The following is an 18518-nucleotide window of genomic DNA, read 5'->3' on the forward strand; positions in this document are numbered from 1 at the left end:
GCTGTTATTGATGACCATGCAAAAACATGCGATGGCCTTTCCTTTTTGACTACAATCCTACGGCTTTGTTCATCGCCATAATAGGCTGAAGAATCGCCATAACTATAAACAGTACAATAATTGCCATCGTCGCTATCATCGCAGGTTCTAGCAACTTCAGCGAGACATTTACCATACTTTCAAATTCTCTTTCTTGGTTATTCGCTGCACGTTCAAGCATCTGTTCTAATTCACCCGACTTTTCACCGCTGGCAATCATGTGCAGCATCATAGGTGGGAACATTTTAGTCTGTTGCAACGACGCTCTAAGGCTTGCACCTTCACTCACCCGAGTCGCTGCTTCTGCAACGGAGGCTTTGATTTTTTCGTTCTCAAGTACTTGACCTGAGATTTTCATGCCCTCAAGTAGCGGAACAGAACTCGATGAGAGAATACTTAAGGTACGTGCAAATCGTGCAGTATTCACGCTACGAGTTACCTTTCCAAGACCCGGTAAACTCAGCAGCTTGCTATCATACCAAAAACGGATCTTAGGTTTTTGTAATGCTTTTTTAATCGCGTAGGTGCCAATGACAACCACTGCCAACGTGATCATCCAGTAGTTTTGTACAAAATTACTGGCAGCCATAACCCACTCGGTTGTCCAAGGCAGTGCTTGCTTAGACTTCTCAAAGGTCTTCAAGATCTTTGGTACTACTGTTCCCAATAGAATGGAAACAATCGCGATAGCAAAGATAACCAAAATAATGGGATACACCATCGCTTGTGTAATTTGACTACGCATATGTTGGCGCTGTTCAGTGTAATCGGCCAAGCGATTTAGTACTTCATCTAAGTGTCCTGACTTTTCTCCAGCGGCAACCATTGAGCGGTACAAGTGATCAAATACGTGAGGAAACTCCGACATACCATCTGCAAGCGTGTAACCTTCAACGACTTTTGATCTTACCGCCATCAGCATACGCTTTAATCTTGGCTTTTCACATTGCTCAGCCACAGCCATCACCGCAGCTTCAACAGGTAAAGAAGATTGGATCAAGGTCGCCAACTGGCGCGTGATCAAGGCAAGGTCTGATACCGAGGGACGGTAGCCTTTAAAAAGCGTAAAACCACTACTTTGGTTTTTATCTTTCTCAGCAGCAGGCAAAACTTCAAGTGGCATCATGGCTTTTTCTCTCAGCATTTGCCTAACTTGCTTCGCCGTATCCGCCTCTAAAATTCCTTTCTTCTCTTTGCCTTTACCATCTAAGGCGCGGTATTCAAACGCTGCCATTAGCCTTCCTCACGCGTTACACGCATTACTTCTTCTAAGGTTGTTTGACCTGCAAGTACTCGCGAACAGCCATCTTGTCGGATGCTTGGCGTACGCTTACGAATATACTTCTCTACCGCTTGCTCACCTTTACCGTTATGAATAAGTTCACGGATAGGCTCATCAACGATGAGAAGCTCATGAATACCTGTACGGCCTTTGTAACCATTGAAATTACACTCTTCACAGCCGACAGCACGGAAGATTTGCGTGCCACTGTCTTTAGCCACACCCAGTAGTTCACATTCTCGTTCATCCGCCAAATGCGCTTCTTTACAGTTAGGGCAAAGCGTTCTTACCAGTCGCTGTGACAACACGCCTAGCAGTGATGAACTCAAAAGAAACGGCTCAACCCCCATATCTTCCATACGCGTGATAGCACCGGCGGCCGTATTCGTGTGTAGTGTGGATAATACCAAGTGGCCGGTCAAAGATGCTTGAACACCAATTTGCGCGGTTTCTAAATCTCGGATCTCACCAACCATCACCACATCGGGATCTTGACGTAGGATCGCACGTAAACCTCGAGCGAATGTCATATCCACTTTTGGATTTACTTGTGTTTGGCCAATGCCTGGGATCTCATATTCAATCGGATCTTCAACCGTTAAAATATTACGATCCCTAGAATTGATTTGTGTCATGCCGGCGTACAAGGTCGTACTTTTACCTGAACCCGTTGGACCGGTAACCAGTATAATACCGTGCGGTTTAGCAATTATCTCTGCAAACGCATCGCGGTTTGCTTGGGTCATGCCCAAATCCTCGAGATCTAATCGCGCATTATTTTTGTCTAGTAGACGCAGCACCACTCGCTCACCAAAGCTTGATGGCATCGTTGATACACGCACATCCACGGCTCGCCCTGCAATCCGCAGACTAATACGGCCATCTTGCGGCACTCGTTTTTCTGCGATATCGAGCTTAGCCATTACTTTGATACGAGACACTAATAATGAAGACAACTTACGATTTGGCTTCAATACTTCTTTCAGTACGCCATCAACCCTAAAGCGAATAACCAGTTCTTGCTCAAAGGTTTCGATATGAATATCCGACGCACCTTCTTTTATCGCTTCACTCAACATGGCGTTAATGAGCTTGATAATAGGCGCATCATCATCCGCAGCAAGCAGATCTTCAGTTTGTGGCAATTCTTCAGCAAGCGAGAACAAGTCCATCTCGTTGCCGATGTCTTCCATCATCTGTTGTGTTTCAGAGCTGTCTCTTTGATAAGACGCTTCAAGCATATGCTCAAAGCGGTCTTCATCTAACGCTTCGAGATGTAATGTTTTGCCTGCAACGCGGCGTACTTCCATCAGCGTATCAAGATCAAGCGTGCCTTTGTGAAAAAGCTTAGCCTGATCGCCATCTGGGCTGAGTAACACCCCTTTTCGACGTGCAAACGAAAATGGTAAACGCAATGAAATCGTCGGTACGACAGGCATTTCAGCCACTTCGCCTAGTATTGGCTCAGCGCTTTGTAGCTGCGCTGCCATCTCTTCAGCTTCAGCTCCTAAATCTGGCGTGACTTTTTCATCAATCATTTTCACGCTCTTTTCTGTTTTGTTCTTTCAAGAACTCTTCATACGTCGGTGGCAAAGTAAGCTTGTCGTCCCACTTAGGAAGGATTGGCGTATCTTCAAATGGCATTAACTCGACACCATCTTCTCTTTGTTTATGCTGCTCACCACGGATAAAGTTATATTTTGAATGGCTAATCTCGTTCATACTGCGGCTATCACGTACAATAGTCGGACGGATAAAGACGAGTAAGTTACGCTTTTCCTTCTTAGTCCCTGTTGATCTAAATAGGTGACCTAACACTGGAATATCACCTAATAGTGGTACTTTAGAAACACTTTCTTGAACGGTTTCGTCAATCAAACCACCTAAGATAACCATGCCGCCATCATCAGCGATAACCGTGGTATTGATAGCACGTTTAGCCACTCGAATATCCACCGACGTCGCACCTTTCACGCTTGATACTTCTTGTTCTATCGTCAGTTGAACCGCTGTACCATCGTTAATCTGAGGGGTTACTTTTAATTTGATACCCACTTCTTGGCGGTCTACCGTTTGGAATGGGTTTGAGTTATTGTCGTTTGCAGTAGAACCAGTCACGATCGGTACTTCCTCACCTACGATCATGGAGGCTTCTTCGTTATCCATAGTAGTAACAGACGGTGTAGCTAGAATATTTGAGTTGGTATCCGTGGTTACCGCTTGAATGATTGCACCCCAATCATTCTTCACAATACCAGCCGCCAGACCATTGATATTTTTCAGCAGGCCTGCCAAACCGCTATAATCTCCGCGCTCAGTAGTGGTGGTATTAGATACATCATTATCGTCTGTTCCAACGATAGTTCCTTTAATCTCTCTATCACGTGCTTGTTCAGCAGCAACAGCTAGTGAACCGATCGGAACAGTGTTGCCATCATTAAACTGCAGCATACCGCCTTTTTCAGAGATCCATTGTAAGCCAAGGTTAATACCATCGGCTTCAGAAACCTCAACAACGATCGCTTCAACCAGTACTTGAGCTCGACGAATATCTAACTTTTTAATCACCTGAGTTAATGAGCGCATTGTATCTGGCTGCGCGGTAATCACTAGCGAATTTGAGTCTTCGTGCGCCTCAATACTGGTTTCATTTTTACTACTACTACGAGTTCTTGCTTGCTGACCTGCAGCTTGTTCCTCTTCAATTGATTTACTCACGCCTTGAAGAACCTTAACCAAGTCTTCCGCTTTTGCGTAATTCAGATAGAAAACCTGAGTATTGCCTTGAGATTGTAATTCATCATCTAAACGCTTGATGAGTTCAGCCGCGCGGCTACGTGCCTGTGACTCGCCACTAACAATGACGCTGTTGGTACGGGTATCTGACACAATTTTCGGGATAAGGAAGTCTGGTACACCGCCTTTCCCTGAGTCTTGGAAAATCTTTTCAACGACTTTAACAACATCTTCAGCAGTAGCATGCTTCAGCTTAACGATATCAACACGCTTATCGCCCGCTTGGTCAACCGTTTTGATAATATCAACAAGGCGATTCACCGAGGACGCATGGCCGGTTAGCATCATCACGTTTGCTGAATTTAGATTGGTTACGTGACCACCATCTTTTTGGTCACTGAATTGACGAATAAGTGGACCAAGCTCTTGCACACTAACGTTCTTCACGCGAACAACGCGTGTTACCATTACGTCACCATTCCCTAGCTCTTCACCAGATACCAAAGGCACGTTCGACTTTTTACCATCAGAACTACGAACTACCTTAAGCACACCGCTATCCATTTCAATAACTGAATAACCATATACTTCAAGCACGTTTAAAAAGAACTGATAATACAGTTTTTCATCCATCAGCTCATAACTGCGAACATTGATATTTCCGCGCACGTTAGGGTCTATGATGATAGTTTTATTCAGCTTATCACTAACGATGTTAATGAATTCATTAATATCGGTACCTTTGAAGTTCGCGGCATATTCAACCGCAGAAACAGAAAGTGAAATACCAGCAGCAATCAAGAGCGTTGCATACTTAGCTAACCCTTTTTTGGTTTTTGTGAGGTGTAGCTTTTTACCCATTATTCTAAAACTCCAAAATTAGTAACTTTACAGGCTAAACTGCACATCCATCACCTGACCATCTCGCTCGATCGTGATGTTTGCATCTGTGCTCGTTCTAAGTTCATTTATAGCTGACATAGCCTGTTTCATATCCGTGAGCTGAAACCCATTAATTGCGATCGCTAAATCATTCGCTTTAAGCCCCACCTGTTCGAACAATTCAGGATCCTTTCCAGGTGAGAGGCGATAGCCAATAACTTCGCCGTTACGCTGTTCCGGAGCAATCTTAATATAATCAAATAATTTACCTGGATCGCTGAGCAATTCCTGGCGACGATTAGCTAATTCATTTCGAGGTGGGGTAGGTGAAGTTGTGCTGTTGACGATTTTCTTTGGCTTAGTTGGCATCGCCACAGTGCGACTAAACTCTATGCCATCTAACATCAGCGTTTCAAAACGCCCACTAACATCTAAAATCACACGATCAGGTAATACCCGAGCAAGCTTTGCGCGAGTGCCTGTGATTGGCGCGTCAACAGAATAGGTCTCTTGCCGCCCCTGAGATTCAATAATAGCAAGGCCTGCACCATCATCTTGGCTAACAGCCACGATGCCAGTTAGCCTAACGTTAAGCGTTGTTTCCGGTGCATCAGAAACCACGGGCTGTGGTTTGGTATCAGGCTTAGCATTTGCTTCACCAAACAAATTTTGAGCGACAATTCCTTGGCTTGTGATACCGCTACTTGATTGACTATACAGTTGTGATGCAGGGAGCAAGGGTTGAGTTTGTGGCACAGGCCATAACAACCAAAATAATTGCGAAAAGAGAAACGCAACGTAAACAACCGACAGGACAACAATGATACGACTCAATTTTGCATGAGGCAAACCAAGCCAAAACTTCTGAAGCTGTTGTAACTGTAATTCCATATAATACTTTTCTTATTCTCTTGAACGCCCCAGTGTACCGCCTCGAAATTTTTTCAACAAGCGTGCATTTGTTAAACTTTTAATTAAATAGGTACACCGTAGGCCAATTAACTGAATCTAAACTTAACCTTGGAACATAGACACACATATTAGTTCATTTTTTAGGTAAAGTGCGATTAACTCACAAGTTTAGTGCCTGTCATCTACTTTGTTTGCATAACGAAATATGCTAAATTTGTTAGGTTAAATTTCACACTAGCAAATAGTTAACGAATTGTGACAAAACTCCAACAGGAAAACAACCAATCTGAACAGAAAGTTCGTATTGATAAGTGGTTATGGGCAGCTCGCTTTTACAAAACACGAGCGCTTGCTCGCGATATGGTCCAAGGTGGCAAAGTACATTACAACGGTCAACGCTGTAAACCAAGTAAAACGGTTGAAGTCGGCGCGGTAGTGAAATTAGCCCAAGGATATGAAGAGAAAGAAGTAACCATACTCAAAATCATGGAAAAGCGACAAGCGGCTCCAATTGCTCAAACTCTTTATGAAGAGTCTGAAGCAAGTATTGAAAAACGAACGCAAAACGCGTTGGCGCGCCAAAACAATAGTTTGTTTGCGCCTCGTCCTGCCACTAAGCCGGACAAGAAACAACGCCGTGAATTACTTAAATTGAAATCAAACTAGGATTTTCATTGATGCAGACTGATTTACTTCATCGTTATATTTTCGACAAGTTAGACGTACGTGGTGAGCTTGTACAAATAGAACAGACTTTTACTGACATCATTAGCGGTCACAACTACCCAGAGCCTGTGCAACAGCTATTAGGCGAGTTATTGGTTGCTACGAGTTTGCTTACCGCTACGTTAAAATTTGAAGGTGACATTGCGGTTCAGCTTCAAGGTGATGGTCCAGTAAAATATGCGGTGATCAATGGTAATCACAAACAACAGATGCGCGGCGTGGCAAGGCTGCAATCTGAAGTTTCAGGATCATCTGTACCTGAGCTCATGGGCAAAGGGTATATGGTTATCACCATTACGCCGACAAAAGGCGAACGCTATCAAGGCATAGTTCCGCTTTCTAAAGCATCACTTGCCGAATGTTTAGAAGAGTACTTCGAGCAATCTGAGCAATTGAAAACCCGTTTATGGTTCGCAACAAGCCTAGTTGGCGATAAAGTGAAAGCGGCAGGTCTGTTTTTACAAGTACTACCGGTCAATAAAGAAAAGTCTGTTGCCGATTTCCAACATCTTGAAGCACTAAGCGACACGATTAAAGATGACGAGCTACTAGATTTAGACGCTAATACCGTACTAACAAGACTGTATCACGAAGACAATCCTCAACTTTTTGAACCACAGGCTATCTCGTTTGTATGTGGATGTAGCCGTGAAAAAACCGAGAATGCGCTGGCCAATGTCGGACTAGAAGCCTTGATGGAAGACTTGCAAAAACACGGCGAAGTCAATATTAGCTGTCATTACTGCTTGAAAAACTACGTTTTTAACGAGCAAGATATTAAATCGTTATTTAATTAAGTTGCGCTTTAGCCCTTAATTACAAAATGAAACCGCCATTTTTGGCGGTTTTTTTATGGCTATTGGGTGATACCGGTGTCATAAAACATACAAAAGCTATGACACCGGTATCATTGAAATTATTCAAGTTTTTTGACGTTTTTATGTAATTTTAAGCACTCTAAAGGCTCGAATATCTCAATTTCATCTGTTACTATAAATTTAGCTAAGGGCAAGAGTACCCCAGAGCTATCCCGTTCAACTCTCACTTTTTAGGTATAAACATGACTTCAAGCGCTACTCGTTTTGTCGATTTAACCGCAGCTGAACTTGTCGAACACGCTATCCGTCGTGGCGAGGGCACTTTAGCCGCAAATGGAGCTTTTGTTGCAAAAACTGGTCGTCGTACTGGACGTTCACCAAACGACCGTTTCATCGTAAAAGAATCAAGCACAGAAAATGACATCCAATGGGGTAACGTAAACCGCCCATTCGAAGGTGCTAAGTTTGATGCTTTATGGGCTCGCGTAGAAGCGCACGTTCTTGAAAATGACCACTTCGTCTCTCACTTAGAAGTCGGTGCGGATCCAGAGCACTATTTACCAGTCGTTGTAACGACTGAAACTGCTTGGCATCACATTTTCGCTAAAAACATGTTTATCGAACCTAATTCTTATAACAAAACTGATTTACCTGAATGGCAGGTGATGAACGTTCCTTCTTTTGTTTGTGATCCTGAGCGTGATGGCACAAACAGCGATGGTACCGTTATCATCAACTTTGCACAGCGCAAAGTGCTAATCGCAGGTATGCATTACGCCGGTGAAATGAAGAAGTCGATGTTCTCTGTACAAAACTTCTTACTACCAGCAAAAGGTGTGCTACCTATGCACTGTAGTGCAAACGTAGGTGAAGCTGGTGATACAACGTTATTCTTTGGTCTATCAGGAACAGGTAAAACCACTCTTTCTGCGGATCCTAAGCGTTTTCTTATCGGTGATGATGAGCACGGTTGGGCGCCTGGTAGCGTATTCAACATTGAAGGTGGTTGTTATGCGAAATGTATCGACCTGTCACAAAAGAACGAACCTGTTATTTGGGATGCAATCCGTTTTGGTACTATTTTAGAAAACGTCGTGCTAGATGAAACGCGTACTCCTGATTATACCGATTCAAGCTTAACGCAAAATACGCGTGCAGCTTACCCACTTGAGCATGTTGAAAAGCGTAAACTAGAAAACCGCGCAGGCGAGCCTCGTGCAGTTGTATTCTTAACTTGTGACGTGAGTGGCGTATTACCTCCAGTTTCAATCCTAAGCGAAGAAGCTGCGGCTTATCACTTCCTTAGTGGCTACACAGCGAAAGTAGGCTCAACTGAGATTGGTTCAACCTCTGATATCGAATCAACTTTCTCAACCTGTTTTGGTGCTCCTTTCTTCCCGCGTCCAGCAGGCGTGTACGCTGAGCTACTAATGAAACGCGTGCGTGAGTTTGGCGCTAAAGTTTACCTAGTAAACACAGGTTGGACTGGTGGCCCTTATGGCATTGGTAAACGTTTTGACATTCCAACAACTCGCGCCGTGATTGATGCAATCGTAAACGATACATTAGAGGGCGTTGAGACACAGCATATTGAGGCATTAAATTTAGATGTACCAGTGGCAGTGGAAGGTGTTGATAGCAAGCTACTTAATCCGGTAAATACATGGCAAGATCAAGCTAAATATGCTGAATATGCAGCTAAACTTGCAGCTGATTTCAAAGAAAACTTCGCTAAATACGATGTTTCTGAAGCAATCAAAGCAGCAGGTCCTCGCGGCTAAACCTAAGAAAGATTCCTTTATCAAAAGCGCCCCTTGTTTGGGCGTTTTTTTGTGCCCCTTTTACACATGAATATCTTTCAACAAACTTGGTATTAACATTTAGGTACATACATGCTTATATATTGCTGATTATTTAAACAGCATGTATAAGGAAAACCATGAAATTACAATTAAAGAAGAAACAACTAAAATCGCTGCAAGCGAAAGATCTAAACAATCAGGCAACTAGAAAAATTGCTGCCGCGGGCGCGACTTTTGGCTCTAGAGTTGATTGTGGCAGTTGGCAAATTTGTGATACTCACCCTGCGATTTGTGAGTCAATGGGACTTTGTCGTTCAGTAGATATCTGCTAATAACGCGATAACCAAGTCCTTTAATAGGGCGAAAATTCGCCCTATTACGACGTACTCCAAAGCTTATTTAGCACCAACTTTTTAAAGGTTAATACAAATTGTTTCATCGTGATTGGAATGATAGTCACAAGCGCAATTCCCTTATCAAATTCAGGATTAACACTGCAGTAAAGTGCAATCTCAGTTTTTCTGCTTTCTCTAAAGCGTGCGATTTCAGCCTCGCTGTAATTGGTTTTGCGCCCTACAACCTTCAAACATCTTAGACCATTATAGGGACTTACCAAGCCACTCGGGTTAATGGTGTCATAGAGCGTTGCTATCGCGCTATTTTGAGACAAGCTATTCGGATAAACTTCGGCGATATTTTTTGCCATGGCCCTGAACATAGCGGGGCTGAGCATAGTATCTGCATATAAAAGTTTTCTGCGTGGGTTACGTATATAACGTTTTAATACCTCGATAAGCGAAAACTTAAAAGTACTGTTTTTCCCTCTAAAGTCAGGTAAAAATGCAGCTGAAGCGCCAACAATGCATACATCCTTGTTGCTATCATCAAAGGTTAATAAGCAATAGCCGACAATGTCACCGCCTGATAAAAACAACCGAAGTCTGCGCTTTGTACTTTCACCTTTTTCAAAGTACAGTGCAAAGTAATGCTCTACCTCTACATTGGAAAAGCTTGTCGCTATCACTCGCTTCAATTGGTTTAAATACGGTGTATCTAATATTCCCTTTTGATAGCTTAAATCCCTATGCTTTATTGTGCTCAACTTGCTCGCCTACTCTTTTGAAAATCATGCTTCCTCAAGCTTTCCCCGATAAGCAGGCAAAGAAACCTCCGCGATCAGACCACCACCATCTCGATTTCGTAGTCTTACTTTACCGCCGTGTGTGGTCACGATACGTTTGATAATGGCAAGCCCTAAGCCACTTCCCTCACTCCCTCTAGCCTGATCTCCCTGTTTAAATGGCTCGAATACAGACTCTAACTCTGACTCAGGAATACCTGGCCCTCTGTCCATTACTTTTACGATAACAGCACGGTGCTTGGGGCTGTACTCTGTCGTCACCTCAATATCTTGTTCAGAGTAACGGATCGCATTTTCAATCATGTTAGTGAACACCCGCTTTAACGCAACAGCATTCATCATCACCGCAGGTAAGTATTCCTCTGCTTGCAAGTGAATTGGTCGCTGATGCTGCTGCTCTGCATGAACGACTTCTTCAATAACCGTGTTAACGTCATCTGCCGACATTTCTGCACCGTTGTGATGACGGAGATATTCAATGAATTGGTCGATAATCGCATTCATATCTTCAATATCATCGATTATTCCCTCGCGCAGGTAGTCTTCTTCATCCGACATCATTTCAGTTGCTAGACGAATTCGGGTTAAGGGCGTACGTAAATCGTGTGACACACCAGCCATTAACAGCCGTCTATCACTTTCTAGGTCTGCGATCCCCTTAGACATCTTATTAAATGCCCGAGTCACTTCAATAACTTCTGTAGACCCTTCTTCGACAAGACGTGTTGAAAAATCTCCGACGCCTACTCGACTAGCTGCAATTTGTAGCGATTTTAGCGGTTTGTTTAGGTGCCTAGCAAAAAGCCACCCCCCTAACACACTTAAGAAACCAATACTGGAGAGGTAAAAAACTAGAAACTCCATTTTTGTTTCACTGAGTCCGCTAAGCGGTACTCTCACCCAATACCCAGGCGCTTGCGGTGCTTCGACCCAATAAACAACCGGATCTCCTTGGCTTATCCTGACTCGCGCGGAACCATTAAGTTGCTCCGACATACTACGAGACAGCAATGTATATTCTTTGGCCTGCCCCAGCCCATTTACATAGGCCTCTCTTTGTGTCATCACCTCAATACCCGTTATCTCGAAGAATTTGCGAGATACACTGTTATCAACTTCAACACCATTCTCCCAATCAATGAAAACCGTTTTAACCTGCTTAGCAAGCATCAGGTTCACTTGTTCAAAAGTTGGTTTGAAGACGTATAAGGTAACGGTAATGTAAGACACGACTTGATTTATCAATAGTAACGCGCCGACAAAGAAGACGGTTTGCCCGAATGCACTGCGAGGTAACATGCTGGCTACTTCACGCCGTCAGGCACAAATACGTACCCAAGACCCCACACCGTTTGTATATAGCGAGGATTAGAGGCATCATCTTCAATCATACGACGTAAGCGCGAAACCTGAACGTCAATGCTACGCTCAAGTGCGCTATAATCACGCCCTCTAGCAAGGTTCATTAACTTATCTCGACTAAGCGGCTCTCGAGGGTGACTCACCAGTGCTTTAAGTACCGCAAACTCACCTGAGGTAAGTGAAATTGTCGCTTCCCCATGTTGCATCTCTCGCGTCGCTAAATTAAGGGTAAAGTTACCAAAGCTCACTTCATTTTCTTCTGCCGCAGGCGCACCTGGTACTTCTTTGGCACGACGACGAAGAATGGCTTTTATTCGCGCCAACAGTTCTCTTGGGTTGAAAGGTTTTGGAATGTAATCATCCGCGCCAAGCTCAAGACCAATAATACGGTCAACTTCGTCACCTTTCGCCGTCAACATGACAATTGGGATCTCATTCTCTTTTTGTCTTAAACGACGACAGATGGAAAGGCCATCTTCTCCAGGAAGCATCAAGTCTAACACCATCAAGTGAAAGTTTTCGCGTTCAAGTAGTCTATCCATTTGTTCAGAATTGGCTGCGCTGCGGACGATAAATCCCTGCTCTACGAGATAACGCTCTAAAAGACTGCGCAAACGCATATCGTCGTCAACTACGAGCACTTTGGTGGTTTCATTTCCCATTTATATTTCTTCTATTTATTAATTTACTAAAGCTTGCTGATCTGCGACATTTCGTGCACAAATCATCATCCTGTTCATTTAACGCTCATGGCGATAATGGACCATGATATTATTATGCTTAAATATAATTGAATTTGGTGCTTTTCGACACCATACATTGATACTAGATTGTTACCGAACATTACAAGGGTTTAACCCAAAATACCTGAGAAACATGAAAACGAATTTGATCACGCCCGAAGGATACCGCCAACTGCAGCAAGAACATGACCACCTGTGGTTTGAAAAGCGCCCAGAGATCACCAAAATTGTGAATTGGGCAGCGAGTTTAGGCGATCGCTCCGAAAATGCCGACTACACCTTCAATAAACGTTTATTAAGGCAAATAGATAGACGGGTACGCTTTTTACGAAAGCGTATGCCCGAACTAAAAGTCGTGGAATATAGTCCCGAACAAGAAGGTAAAGTATTTTTTGGCGCTTGGGTAGAAGTGGAAAGCGAAGAAGGCGAGGTTCGTGCATTTCGAATTGTTGGACCTGATGAAATATACGAACGCAATGACTACATCTCCATCGATGCGCCAATGGCTAGGGCTTTACTAAGCAAACAAGTCGATGATGAAATTACGGTCACCACACCGCATGGCCGAAGACTTTGGTATATCAACCAAATCGAATATCGCAGAAACACCGAACAATGATAACATTGAGCTAAATTTTGTTTGCCCGAGATGAGTATTGTCTAGGCAACACAGACCGATTAAGAAGAGTATAAGGATTTTGCATGAGCAATATCACACAACGTTTAGCAACGGAGCTTAACGCCAGAGAACAGCAAGTTAATGCTGCTATTAGTTTGCTAGACGAAGGGGCAACCGTTCCATTTATTGCACGTTACCGTAAAGAGGTAACGGGTGGCTTAGATGACACTCAACTGCGTTTGCTTGAGCAAAGGTTAGGTTACTTACGAGAGCTTGATGAACGTCGCGAGTTTATTTTAAAAACCATCGATGAACAGGGTAAACTCACTGCCGAGTTAAATGCAGAAATACAAGCCGCTGACAGCAAAACCGTACTCGAAGATTTATATCTCCCATACAAACCAAAGCGCAGAACAAAAGGCCAAATCGCGATAGAAGCAGGTTTGGAACCCCTAGCGGACGCTTTATTTGCAGATCCAACGTTAGACCCAGAACAACAAGCGACTCCTTTCATTGATGAGAGCAAAGGCGTTGCAGACACCAAAGCTGCTTTAGATGGCGCTAAGTTTATTCTCATGGAGCGTTTTGCAGAAGACGCAAAGCTACTTGCTAAACTCCGTGCGCACCTTAAAGACAACGCGCAAATCGAAGCAAGAGTCATTGCGGGTAAAGAAGAAGCAGGAAGCAAATACCGTGACTACTTTGAACATAATGAGCTGCTAAATAAAATTCCATCGCACCGCGCGCTGGCGATGCTAAGAGCACGTAACGAAGGCTTTTTGCAGTTATCTATCAACCCGGAACCAAGCGCAGAGGACCCTGCTCAATTTTGTGCACAGATCATTGCTGATCATTATAACCTCGCGGTCTCTGGTAAAGCTGCCAGTGATTGGTTGATGGGTGTGGTCCAGTGGGCATGGAAGATTAAAATCGCCCTGCACTTGGAAAACGAATTCTTAGGGTCAATGCGTGAAAAGTCAGAGCTAGACGCTATCGAAGTTTTCGCGAAAAACCTAAAAGATCTGCTGATGGCTGCACCTGCTGGTGCAAAAGTGACAATGGGTATTGATCCGGGATTACGTACTGGGTGTAAAGTCGCCATTGTCGATGCCACAGGTAAACTGATTGCAACCAGTACTATCCACCCTCATGCCCCTCAAAACCAGTGGGATAAGTCGCTGAAGACACTAGAGCAAATGTGCCGCCAATACAAAGTTGAGCTTATTGCTATCGGTAACGGGACTGCGTCTCGCGAAACCGACAAACTGGCCGCAGAACTGCTAAAAAGCGCTACCGAATTAAAGCTCAACAAAATCATGGTGAGTGAAGCTGGCGCATCGGTGTACTCAGCCTCTGAATTTGCCGCAAACGAATTTCCAGATCTTGATGTATCTCTACGTGGTGCAGTTTCTATCGCAAGAAGATTACAAGATCCGTTAGCAGAGCTTGTGAAAATCGAACCAAAATCAATCGGTGTTGGCCAATATCAGCATGATGTTTCTCAAAGCCAGTTAGGGCAAACGCTAACTGCTGTGGTCGAAGACTGCGTAAACTCAGTAGGTGTCGATGTGAACACGGCATCGATACCATTATTAACGCGCGTCTCGGGTTTGAATAAAACATTAGCTAGCAACATCGTAAAATACCGCGACGAAAATGGCTCTTTCACGGATCGCAAAGCGCTTAAAAAAGTTGAGCGATTAGGACCTAAAGCATTTGAACAAGCAGCTGGTTTCTTACGTATCGCCAATGGCGACGATCCACTGGATGCATCGGCAGTGCACCCAGAAGCTTACCCTGTTGTCAAAGCGATTTGTAAAAAGCAAAATCTAGAAGTGAATACCCTTATCGGTAATCGCGAAGTCTTGAATGGCCTTGTGGCAAACGACTATGTAGATGATAAGTTTGGGGTACCAACGGTCACTGATATTATCAAAGAGTTAGATAAGCCAGGCCGAGATCCTCGCCCAGAATTTAAAACGGCGCAGTTTAAAGCTGGTGTTGAAACAATCACAGATCTTAAAGTCGGTATGATTTTAGAAGGTGTGGTCTCTAATGTTGCCAATTTTGGGGCTTTTGTGGATGTAGGTGTACATCAAGATGGACTTGTTCACATTTCAGCACTCACGGATAAGTTTATTTCCGATCCGCGTGAAGTCGTTAAAGCGGGAGATATCGTTAAGGTCAAAGTGATTGAGGTTGATGTGCCTCGTAAACGCATTAGCTTTACCATGCGCTTAAACGATGAAATATCTCAAGCTCCAGCGCAAAAACAGAACGCTAAGCCGCACAAAGGAAAACCTGCGCCTAAGTCTTCTAAGCCAAAGTCACGAGATGCAGGCAACGCCGCGATGGGCAATGCGTTTGCTGAAGCCTTCGCAAAGCTGAAGAAGTAATCTCAATAACCTGAACTTGGGATAAGAAGTAAGTTCATCCACTAAACTCACTAAGTTCAAAAGCGTTATATCGCTCTAGCCAGGAGTTATTTCTTAATACAAGGCAAATTTAACGCAGTAGTAAGGGATAACAGCTGCTAGAGAACAAGTTGTTATCCCGAGTTCAGGTTCAAAAGTGCAATTAACAAAGAAAAGCGCGGCCTTGGTCGCGCTTTTCGTTTGTCGGGGGTTTTAACTCGTTTTCACTGCAATGACCCGCGGAGGAGAAGGCCAATACCTACGGTTAAATTTGCACTGATAGCGATGCGGGTTGGTTAGGCATCGCTACATGTTGATAAAAGTTTGAGATCCTGAGCGATCTTGCTTGGATTTCAGGGTCAGCTTCAATTGGCATCGCAACAGCGTAAGGATCTGCATCCTGCTTCAGCTTGGCTTGCTCTTCTTCACTCTCTGCCTTTGCCTTTGCCTGTTCACCACTCAAGCGGCGAGTTTGGATGTTTTGCACCCGCTTGCTATCACTTTGCTCTTCACCACTGATAGAAGCTTTTGCCAACTCAGCCTGCGCCGCCGAGAGTTTTTGAGTCGCATCTGCTGCGATGGCTCTGTCAGCGCCAGATGGTTCTGCTGGTGCTAACGCTGCCGCTCTCACCGTTTGCATTTTTTCAATCGTGCCCTGCGGATCACCTTCAAGCGGCGCAACGTCGATCATCACCTCACCGCCAATAGCGTAGTTATTACCATCAGGACCGCGCTGATATTCATAACTCGGTGATCCGGCATATTGCCCGCCTACTCTGGCATGAGCCTGCTCATGTAATCTTACTTCTCTATCTCGAGATTTTAATTCTTGAACGACCTGCTCATCTTGCTCTGTTTGTTGCTGCTCTTGTTCATTCTTTTCTTTTTCTTGGCCTTCGCCTTTTTCACCTTGCTCTTTGCCTTGAATGGTTTTGCTTTGCTCTGTTTTACCATCAGAACCGTAAACTTTTGCATCGTCTACGTTAGAAGAGCGGCCTTTTTCAGAATCGGAAAGGTTGCGGTTTTCGGTAAATGAGGGATTAGTTGGTGCAGGTTTTGGGATCGCTTCACGCAGCTGGTTATCGCGTACAACCGTTTCGGTGTACACGTTGGCAGTGTTTAAATTCATCGCCGGTGGTGGCGTTACTATGTTCATTACACTTTAATATCAATCAACGTACCTAGCACTTCATCTGCAGTGCGAATAGTTTGCACATTGGCTTTCGCGTTAAACTCTTCAACTTTTAAGGCTACCACTGATTCGGTCAAGCTTGGGGTTTCGCTCACAGGAGCTGTCACAGCTTCACCGGCACTGGCACCCTGCAACTGCCGCCCAGATGCACGTTCAGAATCGCTTTGTTGATCGATGGCAGCGCGGTTAATATCAGCACTTGCTTGGGCAATCCCCTGAGCTGCGCGGTTATAACCGTCGATTCCATTATTTAACACATCACCTATTGGCATATTCGCACCTAGATAAACCTTTTCTTACTGACTAATTATTGCGCAAAATATCAACAAAGAAAAGTAAAAGCGGCAATTTTTTGCCGCTTTATTATTCCAAATATCTAAATAATTGATTTAAGGAGTGATAAAAAGGCTTCTTTATGAGAGATAAAAGGCGCATGAGAGGCTTTTGCAAGCGTATGAGCCTTAAAATTTGGATTGAGTACCTGCATTTTCTCTACAGCCGCTTGTGGCACAAGAGAGTCTAAACGGCCGAATATGCCTATTGTGGGGAGTTGCAGCCGTGAAAATTCATCACGTAAGTCCTGCAATTTCAATATCTCCAGTCCACCAGCTAGTGCTTTCGCCTCCGCTTCCGGCAGTGTGCCTAGTAGCGCTTTGAGTTGTTTTATGTCTTCTCTGGCATGTTCACTGCCCATCGCTTGAATAGCTAAAAACCTTTCTATCGTTTTTGCGCTATTGGTTTGCAGTTGAGTCTCAAAGTTGTTTAGCACCTTAGAGGCTATTCCGGGCCAATCAGCTTGCTCACAAAAAAATGGCGTTGAAGCTACCAAAATAACCTTGCTAACTTTGTCTGGAAAATGAGCAGCTAAATACAGTGCAAATAAGCCCCCCAAAGACCAGCCTATCAACACGCTTTGTGGCATCAGCTGCTCAGCAATAAGTAAAGCGTTACGCTCAAGAGAATAATCGCCCTCGGCGCTTGGTGTGCCACCAAATCCAGGAAGATTGACCGCTTTAATTACTGTTGTAAGTGCTAAAGCTTCCTCGCATAACTGCCACACCGCTTTGTTCATCCCCCAACCATGGAGCAGCACAACTTCATTTTGCATTTATCTGTTCTCTATACCAAACTTGACGCCATGATAGCTAACCCGGGATGGAAAGCAATGATCCAACTTAATCGGTTATTACCTAAAAAGTGGTGTCAGCCTTGTGTATGCTGTGAACAACGCACAACAGAAGCCTTGCTTTGTCCACACTGCTTACACGCCTGCTTAGACTTTATGGATCAAGAGATTAATCTACTTAATTACCCCAATATTCAACGCATGGTTAGCCTTGAAGACTGCGATGGGTTAACCGTAGCGAGTTGGTACCGCACGCCTATAAACACATGGTTGCAAGGAGTAAAGTTTAACCACAGCAAAGCCTATCAATGTGCCTTGAACCTGCTGGCTCAAACACTATGGCAGCGCTTCAGTGAAGAGGATGCTTTCCCCGTAGACCTTGTTTGTTGTATGCCACTACACCGAAGACGGTTAATCCGACGAGGTTACAATCAAGTTGAGCAAATTTGGCAAGGGCTACCACTCACCCAGACAGTACTCAAAAGAACAAAGCACACCAAGCCGCAATCTGAGCTGACCAAGGCTAAACGAAAACGTAATTTAAACAATGCCTTTGCGCTCAACCAATCTGTTGAGGGGAAAAATATCGTATTACTTGAAGATGTGATCACAACGGGCGCGACCATAAATGCAGCGGCAAAAGTGTGTAAACAAAACGGGGCGAAAATGGTGTGGGCGATGGCTATCAGCCTCACACCATTCGACGCTTAAAAGCGTATTATTT

Annotated in this window: 17 protein-coding genes; 7 read left to right on the plus strand and 10 right to left on the minus strand. The window is 44.1% G+C overall.

What is annotated here, in order from left to right:
- Window positions 1-49: 49 nt before the first annotated feature.
- The 4 genes from gspF to gspC all read right to left on the minus strand — a co-directional run bounded on the left by gspF (window position 50) and on the right by gspC (window position 5830).
- Complete coding sequence (gene gspF / locus BB427_RS22035) at window positions 50-1273, minus strand: type II secretion system inner membrane protein GspF (RefSeq protein ID WP_069023312.1); 1224 nt, start codon at window positions 1271-1273, stop codon at window positions 50-52.
- Window positions 1273-2760: a type II secretion system ATPase GspE gene (gspE, locus tag BB427_RS22040; protein WP_175401311.1), complete on the minus strand. Its 1488-nt coding sequence runs from the start codon at window positions 2758-2760 to the stop codon at window positions 1273-1275. The genes gspF and gspE overlap by 1 nt, the downstream gene beginning before the upstream one ends.
- A gap of 91 nt (window positions 2761-2851) precedes the next feature.
- Complete coding sequence (gene gspD, locus BB427_RS22045) at window positions 2852-4918, minus strand: type II secretion system secretin GspD (RefSeq protein ID WP_069023314.1); 2067 nt, start codon at window positions 4916-4918, stop codon at window positions 2852-2854.
- A gap of 27 nt (window positions 4919-4945) precedes the next feature.
- Window positions 4946-5830 carry a type II secretion system protein GspC gene (gspC, locus tag BB427_RS22050; RefSeq protein WP_039490900.1) on the minus strand — a complete coding sequence of 295 codons (885 nt, stop codon included), beginning with the start codon at window positions 5828-5830 and terminating at the stop codon, window positions 4946-4948.
- A gap of 276 nt (window positions 5831-6106) precedes the next feature.
- Here gspC and hslR point away from each other — a divergent pair, with 276 nt between their 5' ends.
- The 4 genes from hslR to BB427_RS22070 all read left to right on the plus strand — a co-directional run bounded on the left by hslR (window position 6107) and on the right by BB427_RS22070 (window position 9529).
- Window positions 6107-6517 (plus strand): ribosome-associated heat shock protein Hsp15, encoded by a 411-nt coding sequence (gene hslR, locus BB427_RS22055; protein ID WP_010378496.1) that lies wholly within the window; start codon window positions 6107-6109, stop codon window positions 6515-6517.
- Between the two features lie 11 nt (window positions 6518-6528).
- Window positions 6529-7374 (plus strand): Hsp33 family molecular chaperone HslO, encoded by an 846-nt coding sequence (gene hslO / locus BB427_RS22060; protein WP_045988276.1) that lies wholly within the window; start codon window positions 6529-6531, stop codon window positions 7372-7374.
- Window positions 7375-7637: 263 nt separating this feature from the next.
- On the plus strand, window positions 7638-9176 hold the full coding sequence (locus BB427_RS22065; protein WP_069023316.1) for a phosphoenolpyruvate carboxykinase: 1539 nt from the start codon (window positions 7638-7640) through the stop codon (window positions 9174-9176).
- A gap of 158 nt (window positions 9177-9334) precedes the next feature.
- A complete protein-coding gene (locus BB427_RS22070; RefSeq protein WP_010378488.1) occupies window positions 9335-9529 on the plus strand; it encodes a hypothetical protein in 195 nt (64 codons plus the stop codon).
- Between the two features lie 44 nt (window positions 9530-9573).
- Here the strand turns inward: BB427_RS22070 and BB427_RS22075 are convergent, their stop codons facing one another.
- The 3 genes from BB427_RS22075 to ompR are packed head-to-tail and all read right to left on the minus strand — an operon-like array spanning window position 9574 to window position 12362.
- Window positions 9574-10299, minus strand: coding sequence for a hypothetical protein (locus BB427_RS22075; protein WP_254663684.1), 726 nt, complete (start codon window positions 10297-10299; stop codon window positions 9574-9576).
- A gap of 24 nt (window positions 10300-10323) precedes the next feature.
- Window positions 10324-11637: a two-component system sensor histidine kinase EnvZ gene (gene envZ / locus BB427_RS22080; protein WP_069023317.1), complete on the minus strand. Its 1314-nt coding sequence runs from the start codon at window positions 11635-11637 to the stop codon at window positions 10324-10326.
- Window positions 11638-11642: 5 nt separating this feature from the next.
- The gene (ompR, locus tag BB427_RS22085) at window positions 11643-12362 is read right to left on the minus strand and encodes an osmolarity response regulator transcription factor OmpR (protein ID WP_010378483.1); all 720 of its coding nucleotides are present in this window, start codon (window positions 12360-12362) and stop codon (window positions 11643-11645) included.
- 214 nt (window positions 12363-12576) lie between these two features.
- On the opposite strand from ompR, the gene greB reads away from it, so the two are divergent.
- Both greB and BB427_RS22095 read left to right on the plus strand, forming a co-directional pair.
- Window positions 12577-13062, plus strand: coding sequence for a transcription elongation factor GreB (gene greB / locus BB427_RS22090; RefSeq protein WP_010378480.1), 486 nt, complete (start codon window positions 12577-12579; stop codon window positions 13060-13062).
- Window positions 13063-13145: 83 nt separating this feature from the next.
- Window positions 13146-15458 carry a Tex family protein gene (locus BB427_RS22095; protein WP_069023318.1) on the plus strand — a complete coding sequence of 771 codons (2313 nt, stop codon included), beginning with the start codon at window positions 13146-13148 and terminating at the stop codon, window positions 15456-15458.
- Between the two features lie 283 nt (window positions 15459-15741).
- Here BB427_RS22095 and BB427_RS22100 read toward each other — a convergent pair whose 3' ends face one another.
- From BB427_RS22100 to bioH, 3 genes are all read right to left on the minus strand, one after another.
- On the minus strand, window positions 15742-16632 hold the full coding sequence (locus BB427_RS22100; RefSeq protein ID WP_069023320.1) for a putative metalloprotease CJM1_0395 family protein: 891 nt from the start codon (window positions 16630-16632) through the stop codon (window positions 15742-15744).
- Complete coding sequence (locus BB427_RS22105) at window positions 16632-16940, minus strand: hypothetical protein (protein WP_010378475.1); 309 nt, start codon at window positions 16938-16940, stop codon at window positions 16632-16634. The genes BB427_RS22100 and BB427_RS22105 overlap by 1 nt, the downstream gene beginning before the upstream one ends.
- 104 nt (window positions 16941-17044) lie before the next feature.
- Window positions 17045-17776: a pimeloyl-ACP methyl ester esterase BioH gene (bioH, locus tag BB427_RS22110; protein WP_069023322.1), complete on the minus strand. Its 732-nt coding sequence runs from the start codon at window positions 17774-17776 to the stop codon at window positions 17045-17047.
- Window positions 17777-17833: 57 nt separating this feature from the next.
- Between bioH and BB427_RS22115 the strand changes: the two genes are divergently transcribed.
- Window positions 17834-18505, plus strand: a complete 672-nt coding sequence (locus tag BB427_RS22115; RefSeq protein ID WP_069023323.1) for a ComF family protein — start codon at window positions 17834-17836, stop codon at window positions 18503-18505.
- Window positions 18506-18518 lie beyond the last annotated feature (13 nt).

This window comes from Pseudoalteromonas sp. BMB (genome assembly GCF_001709235.1).
GTDB lineage: Bacteria > Pseudomonadota > Gammaproteobacteria > Enterobacterales > Alteromonadaceae > Pseudoalteromonas > Pseudoalteromonas maricaloris.